Here is a 14,313-nt window from a genome sequence, read left to right as displayed (position 1 = left end):
ACTAAGGCAAGTCCACCAAACCCGTCGTTTCCGGCCAGTGGTAGGTGCGCACCCACGCATGCCCACCATCGGCCGTCTCCAGCCAATCACGGCTGACCGGCACACCGCCCAGGGCTTCGTAGAAGCCGATTGCGGCGGTGTTCGCCTCGTACACCAGCAGATGCAGTTGTTTGACACCCTGGGCCGCGGCCCAGCGCGCCACCTCACCCATCAGGCGCTTGCCGACGCCGTGGCCGCGCGCGGCGGGCAGTAGGTGGAGGTTGTCGATAAGCGCGCCCCATGGCGTGTCGTCATGCAGGAGTGCGCAGAGAAACCCGATGGTCTGGCCGTCGAGATCAGCACACCAGACGTATTGGCCAGCCACCGGAGCCGACATGCGCTCGCGCCACTTCGCCTGCATATCGACCAAGGCTGTGTCATCGAGGTAGGCATCCGAGAGGATGCCTAGCCCGCGATACGCGCTCTGCCAGCTCCGCGTGTGGAGGCTGGCGATGGTGTCGGCGTCAGCCGCACCGCCTTCGCGCAACGCGGCCGTCGCCATCAGACACCCGGGTTGTGCGACAGCGGCGGGTTCTTGGCGAAGTACGCGCGGATGCCGCGCAGGATGGCGTCAGCCAGTTGGTTTTGGTGGCCGAGGTCGTTGAGCTTGGCCTCTTCTTCCGGGTTGGAGATGAAGGCTGTCTCGACCAGGATCGACGGAATATCCGGTGCCTTGAGCACCGCAAAGCCGGCTTGCTCGACGGCCCCCTTGTGCAGGCGGTTGATGCCGCCAATCTGCTCCAGCACGGCGCGGCCGACCTTCATGCTGTCGCTGATCTGCGCGGTGGTCGACAGGTCCAGCAGCACGCGCGTGACCTGTGCGTCCTTCGAGCCCAGGTTGGCGCCGCCGATCATGTCCGCCGCGTTCTCCTTGTTGGCGAGCCATTTGGCCTGCGCGCTGGAGGCTCCGCGGTCGGACAACGCAAACACCGACGCCCCACGCGCCTCCGGCGTCACGAAGGCATCAGCGTGGATGGAGACGAACAGGTCGGCCTGCACGCGGCGCGCCTTCTGCACGCGCACACCCAGTGGCACGAAGTAGTCGGAATCGCGCGTCATCATGGCGCGCATGTTGGGCTGCGCATCGATCTTGGCCTTGAGCATGCGGGCGATCGACAGCACCACGTCTTTCTCATGCGTGCCCGCACCACCCGTAGCACCGGGGTCTTCGCCACCGTGGCCCGGATCAATGGCGACCGTCAGCAGCCGACGCATGCGTGGGCTGCCGGACGATGTACGTGGCGGCACCGGTTGGTCGGGCACGATATCCAGCGGCGGCGACTGCGGCGCATTCGCCAGTGTCGAAGGCGGATTCGCAGGCTTGGTGGGCGGTGTCTTGGCCGGTGGCGTACGGCTGGCAATGGTCGGACGCGTGTCATTGGCCGGCGGCACTGCCGGCGTGGCGGTGCCACTGCTCTCGCGACGGGCCAGCGCGGCGATCGGGTCATCGTCGTCCCCCGCAGATGACGACTGCGGCATCGGCGTACCGCCCGAGGCCGCAAAGCGCTCCTGCTTGCCCTCGGTGGCCTGCACAAGCTGCATCAGCGGGTCAGGCGGATTGGTCGGATACAGGTCGAACACGAGCCGGTTTCGGTAGCCCGCAATCGGCAGCAGCGTAAAGACCTGCGGATTGACGCTCTCCTTCAGGTCAAACACCAGGCGCACCACGCTGGGCCGGTTCTGGCCCACGCGCACCTGGCGAATGTACGGATCGTTCGGCGTGATCTTGGCGACCAGTTCGCGCAGGGTCGGATTCAGGTCCAGCCCTTCGACGTCGACCATCAGACGGTCCGGATCCTTGATGAGCTGGTGCGTGGCCTTGAGCGCGACGTCGGATTCGATGGTCACGCGCGTGTAATCCTCTGCCGGCCACACGCGCACGGCGACGATGTTGGCGCCGCGTGCGATCTGCGTGCCAGCCAGGCTGAGGATGACGGTACCCGCGCCAGCCTTGGCCATGCGCGTGAGCCATTGCCTGCGGGCCTGGCTCGGCAGGGTGGGATCATCCGGTTGATCGGTCGGCAGATGCTTGATCAGCATGGGGGCAAAGGTGACAGCGACTGTAAGAGTTGAAGGCCGGTTGGCGTGTACGCGCTCAGGTGCGCGGCGCGCGGTGCATGTTCAACGCCGTCATCATAGGTTTCGTGCACAACGTCAACGGCCAAAGCGATATGCAGGTCAGGCGTGCCAAGCAGCGCCTGCGCTTTCTCGGGCCATTCGACCAGGCACAGGGCGGGCTCGGCAAAGCAGTCGCGAAAACCCGCATCGGTCCATTCTTCCGGATCGGCAAAGCGATACAGGTCGAAGTGATAGACCTTCTGCGTGCCGGTGGTTCCCGCAACATCGTATGGCTCGACCAGCGTATAGGTGGGGCTGCGCACGCGCCCGGTATGGCCCAGGCCGCGCAGGATGGCCCGTGACAGCGTGGTCTTGCCCGCGCCCAGATCGCCCGAGAGCTGCACCTGCACGGGCCGCGGACCAAGCGCCAGCACGGCCTGGGCGAGCGCCGCCCCAAAGGCCGACGTAGCAGCCTCATCGGCGAGCGGCACAGTGCGCTCGGCAAGCGGTGCGTTCAAACCAATGGGCATGGCAAGTGGATGAGAGCAGGAAGCACGGTAGGCATTGCGTACAATTTAGGCATGTCCGCCACCCCCACGCCAGCGCTCACAGCAGCGCTCGAAACGAACCTCGATGCGCGCCTGCCCAGCAATGCGGCAGATGTTGCTGCGCTTGTCGCGCAGATCCGCGCCTGGGGCGCCGAGCTCGGCTTCGATGCCATCCGCATCGCCAGCGTCGACCTCTCGCACGCTGAAGAAGGGCTCCAGACGTGGCTTGCGCAGGGGTTTCACGGTGACATGGATTATATGGCGAACCATGGATTGCTCCGCGCACGTCCCGCCGAACTTGTTGCCGGAACGGTACGCGCCATCGTCGCGCGCATGCCGTATCTGCCACATCATCGAGATCAGCAAGCGGCCGGCAGCGACTGGCGCGCCATCGAGTGGGACCGCATGCGCCGGCCCGAAGACGCCACCATCTCGCTCTACGCGCGTGGTCGGGACTACCACAAGGTGCTGCGCCAGCGTCTGCAGAAGCTGGCCGAGAAGATTGCCGGCGCGGTCGGGCCCTATGGCTTTCGCGTGTTCACGGATTCCGCACCGGTGCTGGAAGTGGCGCTGGCCAGCAACGGCGGCCTGGGCTGGCGCGGCAAGCACACGCTGCTGCTCGATCGCGACGCGGGCTCGATGTTCTTCCTGGGCGAGATCCTGATCGACCTGCCGCTGCCCGTCGACCCACCAGTCGAACCACACTGCGGCAACTGCACGCGCTGCATTGACGTCTGCCCCACGCAGGCAATCGTCGCCCCGTACACGGTGGACGCACGCCGCTGCATCTCGTACCTGACCATCGAGCACAAGGGCAGCATTCCCGTCGAACTGCGCGAGGCGATGGGCAACCGCGTGTACGGCTGCGACGACTGCCAGCTCATCTGCCCCTGGAACAAGTTTGCGGTACCCGCCAACCTGCCCGATTTCGACGTGCGCAACGGATTGGACGCCACCGCGCTGGTCGACCTGTTCAACTGGACGGAAGGCGAGTTCAACCAACGCCTCGAAGGCAGCCCGATCCGGCGCATCGGGCATGAGCGCTGGCTACGCAACATCGCGGTTGCGCTGGGCAATGCGCTGCGCGCGCCGTTGCCGGAGACGTCGCGTGCGCAGTTGCGGGCTGCGTTGCACGCGCGGGCTAATCACCCCTCAGACATCGTGCGTGAGCATGTCGCCTGGGCCCTAGCGGCCTGACGGCAAATCAATACCTGGCGCTTTAATTCCCTATTGGAATCAGGGGCGGATATTGTTTTAAAAACAAGACAATTTGCGCCTAGCACAAACAGGAGAAACCGTGGTTAACGTCAAGTGAAATGCAGCCTTATTCCTGGCGGAACGCAAACGGTTGCGGATCAGGGCAGACACCAATGGTTTTGAAATAGAAATTTGCAAAAATAGAGCCTTACAAAAAACCGCGTGTTTTCGATGTTCTCCGCCTTGCTTTCCCTCCGTCGCGCACTGCGTTTTGAAGTGCGTGCCCGCTCATTCAGCCGCTCGCACATCATTCGGCGCACATGGCGCCACGGCATCGCAGGTGCCGCGCTGCTGACCGCATGCGCGCTTCCCGCCTGGGCGACGGTGGACATCGAGGGCGTGCACTTTGACGACGCCGCACGCCTGGCTGGCCGCGAACTGCCGCTCAACGGCACGGGACTGCGCTCGGTGTTCGTCATCAAAGGCTATGTGGCGGGCCTGTACCTGCCCGAGCGCGCCAAGAACGCGGCGCTGATCCTCGCAATGAAAGGGCCGAAGCGGCTGCAGATCCACCCGCTGCGCGATGTGGGTGCCGACACGTTCATCCGCGCGCTGAATGACGGCATCCACCACAATCAGACCGAGATTCAACTGCAACGGCTGTCCGATCGCCTGACGCAGCTGGAAGACGCCATGCGCCAGATCGGCTCCACCCGCCGCGGCGACACCATCAACTTCGACTACACGCCCGACGCCGGCACCACCATCAGCATCAACGGCGTGGCACGCGGCAAGCCCATCCCCGGCGAAGACTTCTACCAGGCCGTGCTCAGCATCTTCATCGGCAACAACCCGGTCGACCGTGACCTGAAAAGCGGACTGCTCGGTAGCTGACGATCCGCTTTCCCAGCCGCAGGCCGCGATGGTATGCATTGCGGCGGGCACCCGGCACTGAGCGACGTGCTAGATTCCCGGGGTCGCTTTTCCGCGCTGGACCCTATCATGCCCTCCCCTTTCGATGCCGTTCTCGAAGCGCCCTTCGGCAAGCTGGGCGTGCGCGTGGCCGGCGGCGCCCTGCGTGAACTCTCCTATCTGCCGGAGAGCACGCCCACTGTCGACTCCAACGACGCGCTGATCACCAAGCTGGCCCGCCAGCTCGACGCGTATTACAGCAACCCCAACGCCACGTTCGACGTACCACTCGCGCCCGCCGGCACGGACTTCCAGCACCGTGTGTGGAATGCCATCAGCGCCATCCCATGCGGCAGCGTCATCACCTACGGCACCATCGCCAAGCAAATCGGCAGCGTGCCGCGTGCGGTGGGCCAGGCGTGTGGCGACAACTGGTTTCCGATCCTCATCCCGTGCCACCGCGTAGTGAGCGCATCGGGCATCGGCGGGTTCTCGCACCACACCGACGGCTACCTGCTGAACATCAAGCACTGGCTGCTGCGCCACGAAGGCGTGATGCTGATATGAGAAACGCTGCACCGAAAGACACCGAAACCCCGGCCCTGCCCCCGCAGAGCGCCGACGCCATCCAGCGCTTTTGCGATGCGCTCTGGCTCGAAGATGGTCTGGCGCGCAACACGCTCGATGCGTACCGACGCGACCTGACGCTCTACGCGCACTGGCTGGCCGAGCGCAGCAAATCCATCGCCGAAACCGAAGATGGTGACCTGGCGGACTACTTTGCCGCTCGCCATGCCGAAAGCCGCGCCTCCACCGCCAACCGACGTCGTACGGTGTTCAAGCGCTTCTTCGTGTGGGCCTTGCGCGAGCACGTGGTGAGCACCGATCCGTCGCGCCTGCTGCCCACGGCCAAGCAGCCGCCGCGCTATCCGAAGACGCTGTCTGAAGCACAGGTCGAGGCGCTCATCAATGCACCCGACGTCGACACACCGCTCGGCCTGCGCGACCGCGCGATGATCGAACTGATGTACGCCAGTGGCCTGCGCGTGTCGGAGATCGTCGCGCTGAAGACGGTGGAAGTCGGCCTGAACGAAGGCGTGGTGCGCGTGATCGGCGGCAAGGGCGGCAAGGACCGGCTGGTGCCGTTCGGCGCCGAGGCCGGCGACTGGCTGCGGCGCTACCTACGTGATGGCCGCACAGCACTGCTTGGCGAGCGCACGACCGACGCGCTGTTCGTCACCACGCGTGGTGAGGGCATGACGCGTCAGGCGTTCTGGCACCTCATCAAACGCTATGCGCTGCGTGCAGACATTCACGCGCCGCTTTCGCCGCACACGCTGCGCCACGCGTTCGCCACACACCTGCTCAACCACGGTGCTGACCTGCGCGTGGTGCAGATGCTGCTCGGCCACGCGGACATTTCCACCACGCAGATCTACACCCACGTCGCGCGTGAGCGGCTGCGCACGCTGCATGCGCAGCACCATCCGCGCGGATAGCGTTTTCCTTCCCTATGAGCAAGTCCAAACACGTTTCCGAAACGCCCGCCACGCAGTTCCTCAAGGCCCACGGCGTCGCCTTTACCGAACACACCTACGACTATGTCGACAAGGGCGGCACGACGGAATCGTCGCGCCAGCTCGGCGTGGATGAGCATGCCGTCGTCAAGACGCTGGTCATGGAAGACGAGCACGCCAAACCGCTGATCGTGCTGATGCACGGCGATTGCTCGGTCTCCACCAAGAACCTCGCGCGCCAGACTGGCCGCAAGAGCGTGCAGCCGTGCAAGCCCGAAGTGGCGCAACGGCACAGTGGCTACCTGGTCGGCGGCACGTCGCCGTTTGGCGTGCGCAAGGCGATGCCGGTGTACGTGGAGGCCTCCGTGCTGGAACTGGAGCGCATCTATATCAACGGCGGGCGGCGCGGCTTTCTGGTGAGCCTGGCGCCCAGCGTGCTAACCACGGCGCTGAACGCGCAGCCCGTCAACTGTGCAAACCCCGATTGATACGAACGCGGCCGCCGGTGCACGCTACGCACCACGCTACAATCGCGCAGCCTGATTTCACAGAACCCCTATGTCCCCAGTCGTCGCAACCGTCCTTTTTACCGTAGCCGCCTACCTGATCGGCTCGATCTCGTTTGCTGTGGTGGTCAGCCGCGTGATGGGACTGGCTGATCCGCGCACCTACGGCTCGGGCAACCCAGGCGCCACCAACGTGCTGCGCTCGGGCAACAAGAAGGCCGCGATCCTGACGTTGCTGGGCGATGCGGCCAAGGGCTGGCTGGCGGTATGGCTGGCGCAACTGCTGGCGGCGCGCTTTGGCGTGGACGAAACGGGCATCGCTCTGGTGGTGATTGCCGTGTTCCTCGGCCACTTGTATCCGGTATTCCACCGCTTTGCCGGCGGCAAGGGTGTGGCTACCGCAGCCGGTATCCTGCTGGCGCTGAACGTCTGGCTGGGCCTGGCGACGCTGGCCACCTGGATCATCATCGCCGTGTTCTTCCGCTATTCGTCGCTGGCGGCGCTGGTGTCGGCGGTGTTTGCACCGTTCTTCTACGTGCTGATGAACGGCTTCGACTGGGTTGCCGGCGCGGTTGCGCTGATGGCCGTGCTGCTGATTGCACGCCACCGCGCCAATATCGCCAAGCTGCTGGCCGGCAAGGAAAGCCGCATCGGCGAGAAGAAGAAAGCCGCCTAACTCGGCACTAGCTCCGCAACTCCGCGCGCACGGAATGCGCGCGTCGATGTTCTCCCGGCGGCCGCCCCGTGTGCCGCCGGATCAACCGCCGGAAGGCGGACATGTCCTGATAGCCGCACTGTTCGGCAATTGCCGTCAGGCTCAGCGTGCTAACTTCCAACAGGTGACACGCGCGCTCCACGCGCAGCCGATGCAGCAATTGCAGCGGTGACGTCCCCACCGTTTTCGCGAAATGCCGCAGCAGCGTCCGCTCGCTGGTCGAGGCGGCGGCAGCGAGTTTCCCCAGATCAAACGGTTCGTGCAGATGCTGCTGCAGGTAGCGCCGCGCGCGCAGCACGACGCTGTCGCGGATGGCCGGCTTGCTGCGCAGCCAGATGCCGATGGCCTCGCCGCGCGTAGGGTGGTCGAGCGCCGTATTCGCCAGCGTGCGGGCGAGCCGTGCGTCGGACAGCCGCCCCACTACACGATGCATCAGCGCCACACCATGCTCCATCGCCCGCGCGGTGATCACGTTGCCGCTGCTGACGATGGCCTGTGCCGGCGCCACCTTCAGGTGTGGGAAATTGCCCTGAACCCAGCCGGCGATGAGCCAGGTCACCGTCAAGCGTTGCCCGGCTGGCAGCACATCGGCCAGCATCGCCACGCCCGTAAAAGACGAAGCCACAAGCCGCCCCGCCGCCAGATAGCGGCGGATCGCGGCGCGCTCCACCTCCAGCAAGGCCAGGCGCTGCTCCAGCGTGCCGATATGGTCGAAGTGCAGCGGCGGAACAATCAGCGCGTCGCCAAGCGCACCATCGTCTTCCGGCAACGCATCGCAGCGGCTGGCAAGCGCTTCTGCTGCGGCCCGCCAACGAACTGGATCCCGCGCGACGAGTCGCCAGCCAAACACCGGCGCCTTGGCGGCATTAGCCCGCTTGCCAGCCTGCATGGATGCCAGCGCATTCGCCACGCCCAGCGTGTCAGCAGCGGTTGCCAGCGTGGAAAAACCGGCATCGGGAAAGGTCAACAAGTCGATATTGGGCATGCCGCAGTATAGGCATGGGCGGCAATCTACGTGGCGGGATCAACCCTAACTCTGGCGGGAATACCTCTTTCAGATAAGACCCGTCCGATTGACGATGCAGCGGTGGCTGCGCACAGACGCGGCCGCTGATAACAACATCAGGAGACAACGCATGACGCAGGGATTCACACTGCGCGGCACGCTCGCCATGGCCGCGCTTGCGGCGCTGGCTGGCTGCGCAAGCACCGCTGACAGTGGCTGGGCCACGCCGTCGGACACCGGCCTCTCGGCCCAGATCAGCCGCACCCGCTTCGGCATTCCGCACGTCCGCGCCAACGACTACGCCAGCCTCGGCTTCGGCATGGCCTATGCCTATGCGCAGGACAACGTCTGCCTGCTGGCCGACCAGGTCATTACCGTCAACGGCGAGCGCTCGAAGACTTTCGGGCCGGAAGGCACCGTAACCGTGTCGTTCAAGCCGATCCCGAATACGCAGTCGGATGCGTTCTTCAAGGGCGCGTTTGATGAAGCCGGCCTGCGCGCCGGTTACGCGCAGATGTCGCCGGAAGCGCGCGAGCTGCTGCGCGGCTACATCGCGGGCTACAACCGCTATCTGAAAGACACGCCGCCGGCTGACCGCCCGTCCGCGTGCCGTAACGCGGCCTGGGTACGCCCGCTCACGCTGGGCGACATGATGCTGATGGGCGAAGAGAAAGCCATCCAGGCCAGCGCTGGTGCCATGCTGCAGAGCATCGTTGCTGCGCAGCCGCCGGGCGGTGCACCGGTGTCGAACCTGACGATCCCGCCGCACGCCATCGACACGGCCGCGCTCGACCGCGACCTGCAACTGCGCGACATGCCGATCGGCTCGAACGGCTGGGCCTTCGGCAAAGGTGCCACCGACAACGGCCACGGTGTGCTGCTCGGCAACCCGCACTTCCCGTGGACGACCACCAACCGCTTCTATCAGGTCCACCTGACGGTGCCGGGCAAGCTGGACGTGATGGGCGCGTCGATTGCCGCCTTCCCGGTCGTCAGCATCGGTTTCAACAAAGACGTGGCGTGGACGCATACCGTCTCCACCGGCCGCCGCTTCACGGTGTTCGAGCTGAAGCTCGCCGAGGGCGATTCGACCACGTACCTGATCGACGGCACGCCGCACAAGATGACCACGCGCACCGTGGCCTTTGACGTGAAGCAGCCGGACGGCCGCATCGAGCGCCGCACGCACACGTTCTACAACACGGTGTACGGCCCCGTGCTGTCGATGCCCGCAGGCGGCATGCCGTGGACCACGCAAAAGGCCTACACACTGCGTGATGCCAACCGCAACAACACACGCTCGATCGACACGTGGCTGCACATCGCGCAGGCGAAGGACGTAGCGGGCATCCGCCAGGCGATCGGCAATCTCGGCATCCCCTGGGTCAACACGATTGCCACCGACCGCAACGGCCGTGCGATGTTTGCTGACGTGTCGACCACGCCGGACGTCTCGACTGAAGCGCTCAAGCGCTGCGCGCCGTCGCCGCTGGCCGACAAGCTGTTCAAGGGCGTGGGGCTGGTGCTGCTCGACGGCTCGCGCAGCGCGTGCGACTGGCAGGTCGATCCGGCATCGCCGGTGCCGGGCCTGGTGGCACCTGCACGCATGCCGGTGCTGGAGCGCGATGACTACGTCGCCAACAGCAACGACAGCTCGTGGCTGAGCAACCCGGCGCAGAAGATGACCGGCTTCTCACCGGTGATGGGCTCGGTCGACGTGCCGCAGCGCCTGCGCACCCGCATCGGCCTGATCGAGATCGACCGTCGTCTGAGCGGCACCGATGGCCTGCCCGGCAACAAGGTCAACCTGCCGAACCTGCAGGCGATGATCTTCCGCGATGCCAACCTCGCCGGCCATCTCGTGCGCGACGATCTGCTGGCCGCGTGCAAAGCCACGCCCAATCTCGACGCCGATGTGCGCGACGGCTGTGCCGCCCTCGCGCAGTGGAACCTCACGAGCAACGCCGACGCCCGCGCCGCGCATCTGTTCCGCGAGTTCTGGATGCGCGCCAAGGACATCCCGCACGTCTACGCCGTCGCCTTCAACCCGGCTGACCCGATCCACACGCCGCGCAGCCTGCGCATGAGCGATGCAACCGTGCGCACCGCCGTGTTCAAGGCACTGAAGGATGCCGTGGGCGCCGTCCGCACGGCAGGCTTTGCGCTGGATGCGCCGCTCGGCACCGTACAGGCGGCACACGCACCGGGCGGCGGCATCGCCCTGCATGGCGGCGAGGAGTACGAAGGCGTCCTCAACAAGCTGCAAAGCACGCCGATCGGGCCGAAGGGGATGCAGGTGTACTTCGGCACCAGCTACATCCAGACCGTCACGTTCGACGACCAGGGCCCGGTAGCAGAAGCCCTCCTGACCTACGGCGAATCGAGCGATCCGGCCTCGCCGCATGCGTTCGACCAGATGCGTGAGTTCTCGGCCAAGCGCTGGAACCGGCTGCCGTTCTCCGACGCCGCCATCGCCGCTGACCCGGCGCTGAAGGTAACCAAGCTGTCGCAGTGATGGGTTGAGTGAGTCGTCCCCGGGCAACGCGGGGACGCGTCCTTTTGCCGCGCATGAGGACGATTCGCCTCGGCCCGAATAAGTCTCAGCAATTCTCCACAGAAGAGCGGAGATATTTGCGCTATCACCTGAGCTGGCCCGCGTTCATTGCGGGCCATTTCTTTTGGTGAATTCGGCACACAACAACCCCACTCTGAGACACACCAGCCATGGCCACTCGCATTGAACACGACCTGCTCGGCGACCGCGACATCCCCAACGACAAGTACTACGGTGTTCACACGCTGCGTGCGTTGGAGAACTTTCCGATTACCGGCACGCCCATTTCGGTCTATCCGCAACTGATCAATGCGCTGGCCAGCGTGAAGGCTGCCGCGGCGCTCGCCAATCACGAACTCGGTCTGCTGGACAAGACCCGCGCAGATGCCATCGTCGCGGCGTGCAAGCAGGTGCAGGCGGGCGTGGCGCATGAGCACTTTGTCGTTGATGTCATCCAGGGCGGCGCAGGCACCTCCACCAACATGAACGCGAACGAGGTGATCGCCAACCTCGCGCTCGAACAGCTCGGCCACGCGCGCGGTGCGTATGAACACCTGCACCCGAACGAGCACGTGAACATGAGCCAGAGCACCAACGACGTGTATCCGACGGCGCTGCATATCGCTACGCATGATCTCGTGCTGCAGTTGGTGGAGGCGATGAGCGTGTTGCGCGCATCGTTCGAGCGCAAGGCCAACGAATTCCGCAGCGTGCTTAAGATGGGCCGCACGCAATTGCAAGATGCCGTGCCGATGACGCTTGGCCAGGAATTCGGCAGCTATGCGGTCGGTCTGGCCGAAGATCAGGCGCGGCTGCTGGAGGCGCTGTCGACGATCCGTGAGATCAACCTGGGCGCCACGGCCATCGGCACCGGCATCAACACGCACCCGGATTACGCAGAAGCTGCGCGCAAGCATCTGGCGCAGATCACAGGCATCCCGCTGATCACCGCGCAGGATCTGGTAGCAGCCACGCCAGACGTGGGTGCGTTCATGCATATCTCGGGCGTGCTCAAGCGCATGGCGGCCAAGCTATCGAAGACGTGTAATGACCTGCGCCTGCTCTCCAGCGGCCCGCGCGCCGGCATGGGCGAGATCAACCTGCCACCCATGCAGGCTGGCTCCAGCATCATGCCGGGCAAGGTGAATCCGGTGATTCCGGAAGTGGTCAACCAGATCGCTTACGAGGTGATCGGCAACGACGTCACCATCACCTTCGCTGCCGAGGCAGGGCAGCTTCAGCTCAACGCGTTTGAGCCGGTCATTGCGCACAGCCTGTTCAAGAGCCTGGTGCACTTGCGCAACGGCTGCCTAACGCTGGCCGACAAGTGCGTCAACGGCATTACGGCCAACGTCGATCACCTGCGCGACAACGTGGAGCGCTCGATCGGCATCGTCACGGCGCTGAACCCGCACATCGGCTACACCAACGCCACGGCCATCGCGCAGGAAGCGTTGACCAGCGGCGCCAGCGTATATCAGCTCGTGCTGGACAAGCGCCTGCTCAGCCAGGAAGCATTGGACGAGATTCTGCAGCCCGAAATGCTGACGCAGCCGCGCGCCGTTGCGGCGGGTTGATCCCCGCAGCAAAACAAAACGCCCCGTTGATGCGGGGCGTTTTTGTTTGAGCAGTACTCAGCTCAGTCGCGGAAGTTATTGAAATCCAGCGGCGTATCGCTCACGTCCTTGCGCAGCATGGCGATCACGCTTTGCAGATCATCGCGCTTGGCGCCGGTCACACGCACCGCATCGCCCTGAATGCTGGCCTGCACCTTGATCTTGCTGTCCTTGATCGTCTTGACGATCTTCTTGGCCAGATCGCCCGACACGCCCTTCTTGATTTTGACGACTTGCTTCATCTTGTCGCCGCCGATCTTCTGCTTGTCCTGGTAGTCCAGGAAGCGCACGTCAACATTGCGCTTGGCGAGCTTGTTCATCAGCACGTCGTTGACTTGGCCGATCTTGAAATCGTCATCGGCAAACAGGGTCAGCTCCTGCTCCTTGTGCTCGACGCGGGAGTCCGAGCCCTTGAAATCGAATCGCGTCGAAATCTCCTTGTTGGCCTGTTCCACGGCGTTCTTCACTTCCACCATGTTGGCTTCGCATACCACGTCAAACGACGGCATCGTGTTCTCCTTACAGACTTGAATTCGGGTTGCTGCGGCGCCCTGCTGCGGGTGCCGCGTGCGCCATGGCTTCTATAATCTCGGCTTTCCCAGCAGATTTGGCGCCATGGCGTTGCTCGACACGCATTATCCCCTAGGCCGGCACAACACGTTCCGTTTTGAGGCCACCGCCCGCTATGCCGCACACGTGCGCTCGCCGGAGGACGTCCCGGCCGCGCTGGCCGACCCGCGTGTCCAGGGCTTGCCCGTGCTGGTGCTCGGTGGCGGCAGCAACGTCGTGCTCACGCGGGGCTTTGACGGTCTGGTGCTGTTGATGGAGATTCCGGGCATCACCACCGGCCGGGAAACGATTGATGGCCACGAATTCCACACCGTCACGGCCGGCGGCGGCGAATCGTGGCACGGCCTGGTGGCACACACCGTCGCCAATGGCTTGCCTGGGCTGGAAAATCTCGCGCTGATTCCCGGCACCGTGGGCGCCGCCCCCATCCAGAACGTCGGCGCATACGGCGTCGAGATCAAGGACCGCTTCCATTCCCTGCGCGCCTACGACCGCCACGCCGGCGAGTTCGTCACACTCACCGCCACCGACTGCGCCTTCGGTTATCGCGACAGCCTCTTCAAGCGGGCGGGCGTTGATCGCTACGTCATCACCGAGGTCACCTTCGCCTTGCCCGTCGACTGGCAACCCGACACGCACTACGCAGAACTCGCCCGCGAGCTGGGCGCACAGAACATCGCAACGCCGACTGCGCAAAACATCTTCGACGCGGTGGTCGCCATCCGCCGCCGCAAGCTGCCGGACCCGGCTGAGATCGGCAACGCGGGCAGCTTCTTCAAGAATCCCATCGTCGATGCTGCTGCGCGCGGTGCGCTGATCGAGCGCTTCCCGAATCTGGTCGGCTATGTACAGCCGGACGGCACCTACAAGCTCGCCGCCGGCTGGCTGATCGACCAGTGCGGTTTCAAAGGCAGGCAGAGCGGCGCGGTGGGTGTGTATGAAAAGCAGGCGCTGGTGCTGGTGCATCGCGGTGGCGGCAGCGCCGTGCAGTTGATGACGCTGGCGCGTGAGATTCAGGACACGGTCTACGCCCGCTTTGGCGTGCGCATCGAGCCCGAACCCATCGTCATCTGAT

At 64.8% G+C, this 14,313-nt stretch carries 14 protein-coding genes; 9 read left to right on the top strand and 5 right to left on the bottom strand.

The window, feature by feature from the left end; all coding sequences use genetic code 11:
• Position 1: 1 nt before the first annotated feature.
• The 3 genes from PI87_RS23440 to tsaE are packed head-to-tail and all read right to left on the bottom strand — an operon-like array spanning position 2 to position 2,627.
• Positions 2–541 carry a GNAT family N-acetyltransferase gene (locus PI87_RS23440; protein ID WP_039600112.1) on the bottom strand — a complete coding sequence of 180 codons (540 nt, stop codon included), beginning with the start codon at positions 539–541 and terminating at the stop codon, positions 2–4.
• The gene (locus PI87_RS23435; RefSeq protein WP_039600111.1) at positions 541–2,079 is read right to left on the bottom strand and encodes an N-acetylmuramoyl-L-alanine amidase; all 1,539 of its coding nucleotides are present in this window, start codon (positions 2,077–2,079) and stop codon (positions 541–543) included. Before PI87_RS23435 ends, PI87_RS23440 begins: the two co-directional genes overlap by 1 nt.
• Positions 2,073–2,627 carry a tRNA (adenosine(37)-N6)-threonylcarbamoyltransferase complex ATPase subunit type 1 TsaE gene (gene tsaE, locus PI87_RS23430; protein ID WP_039600110.1) on the bottom strand — a complete coding sequence of 185 codons (555 nt, stop codon included), beginning with the start codon at positions 2,625–2,627 and terminating at the stop codon, positions 2,073–2,075. The genes PI87_RS23435 and tsaE overlap by 7 nt, the downstream gene beginning before the upstream one ends.
• A 51-nt stretch (positions 2,628–2,678) precedes the next feature.
• Here tsaE and queG point away from each other — a divergent pair, with 51 nt between their 5' ends.
• From queG to plsY, 6 genes are all read left to right on the top strand, one after another.
• Positions 2,679–3,842, top strand: coding sequence for a tRNA epoxyqueuosine(34) reductase QueG (queG, locus tag PI87_RS23425; RefSeq protein ID WP_039600109.1), 1,164 nt, complete (start codon positions 2,679–2,681; stop codon positions 3,840–3,842).
• A 231-nt stretch (positions 3,843–4,073) separates the two neighbouring features.
• A complete protein-coding gene (locus PI87_RS23420) occupies positions 4,074–4,736 on the top strand; it encodes a chalcone isomerase family protein (protein WP_039600108.1) in 663 nt (220 codons plus the stop codon).
• Positions 4,737–4,844: 108 nt separating this feature from the next.
• Complete coding sequence (locus PI87_RS23415) at positions 4,845–5,321, top strand: methylated-DNA--[protein]-cysteine S-methyltransferase (RefSeq protein ID WP_039600107.1); 477 nt, start codon at positions 4,845–4,847, stop codon at positions 5,319–5,321.
• Positions 5,318–6,253 carry a site-specific tyrosine recombinase XerD gene (gene xerD / locus PI87_RS23410; RefSeq protein WP_039600106.1) on the top strand — a complete coding sequence of 312 codons (936 nt, stop codon included), beginning with the start codon at positions 5,318–5,320 and terminating at the stop codon, positions 6,251–6,253. Before PI87_RS23415 ends, xerD begins: the two co-directional genes overlap by 4 nt.
• A gap of 14 nt (positions 6,254–6,267) precedes the next feature.
• On the top strand, positions 6,268–6,759 hold the full coding sequence (gene ybaK / locus PI87_RS23405; protein ID WP_039600105.1) for a Cys-tRNA(Pro) deacylase: 492 nt from the start codon (positions 6,268–6,270) through the stop codon (positions 6,757–6,759).
• A 70-nt stretch (positions 6,760–6,829) separates the two neighbouring features.
• A complete protein-coding gene (plsY, locus tag PI87_RS23400) occupies positions 6,830–7,453 on the top strand; it encodes a glycerol-3-phosphate 1-O-acyltransferase PlsY (protein ID WP_039600104.1) in 624 nt (207 codons plus the stop codon).
• A 7-nt stretch (positions 7,454–7,460) separates the two neighbouring features.
• On the opposite strand, the gene PI87_RS23395 is transcribed toward plsY, so the two are convergent.
• Positions 7,461–8,477 (bottom strand): GlxA family transcriptional regulator, encoded by a 1,017-nt coding sequence (locus tag PI87_RS23395; RefSeq protein WP_039600103.1) that lies wholly within the window; start codon positions 8,475–8,477, stop codon positions 7,461–7,463.
• Positions 8,478–8,628: 151 nt separating this feature from the next.
• Here PI87_RS23395 and PI87_RS23390 point away from each other — a divergent pair, with 151 nt between their 5' ends.
• Both PI87_RS23390 and aspA read left to right on the top strand, forming a co-directional pair.
• Positions 8,629–11,013, top strand: coding sequence for an acylase (locus tag PI87_RS23390; protein ID WP_039600102.1), 2,385 nt, complete (start codon positions 8,629–8,631; stop codon positions 11,011–11,013).
• 209 nt (positions 11,014–11,222) lie between these two features.
• The gene (aspA, locus tag PI87_RS23385) at positions 11,223–12,629 is read left to right on the top strand and encodes an aspartate ammonia-lyase (RefSeq protein ID WP_039600101.1); all 1,407 of its coding nucleotides are present in this window, start codon (positions 11,223–11,225) and stop codon (positions 12,627–12,629) included.
• A 62-nt stretch (positions 12,630–12,691) separates the two neighbouring features.
• On the opposite strand, the gene PI87_RS23380 is transcribed toward aspA, so the two are convergent.
• Positions 12,692–13,177: a YajQ family cyclic di-GMP-binding protein gene (locus PI87_RS23380; RefSeq protein WP_009241389.1), complete on the bottom strand. Its 486-nt coding sequence runs from the start codon at positions 13,175–13,177 to the stop codon at positions 12,692–12,694.
• A gap of 106 nt (positions 13,178–13,283) precedes the next feature.
• Here PI87_RS23380 and murB point away from each other — a divergent pair, with 106 nt between their 5' ends.
• Positions 13,284–14,312 (top strand): UDP-N-acetylmuramate dehydrogenase, encoded by a 1,029-nt coding sequence (gene murB / locus PI87_RS23375; RefSeq protein ID WP_039600100.1) that lies wholly within the window; start codon positions 13,284–13,286, stop codon positions 14,310–14,312.
• The last annotated feature ends 1 nt before the right edge of the window (position 14,313 follow it).

Source organism: Ralstonia sp. A12 (assembly GCF_000801955.1).
GTDB lineage: Bacteria > Pseudomonadota > Gammaproteobacteria > Burkholderiales > Burkholderiaceae > Ralstonia.
The sequence above is the reverse complement of the archived record's forward strand: the minus strand, read 5'-3'. Positions and strand labels throughout refer to the sequence as shown.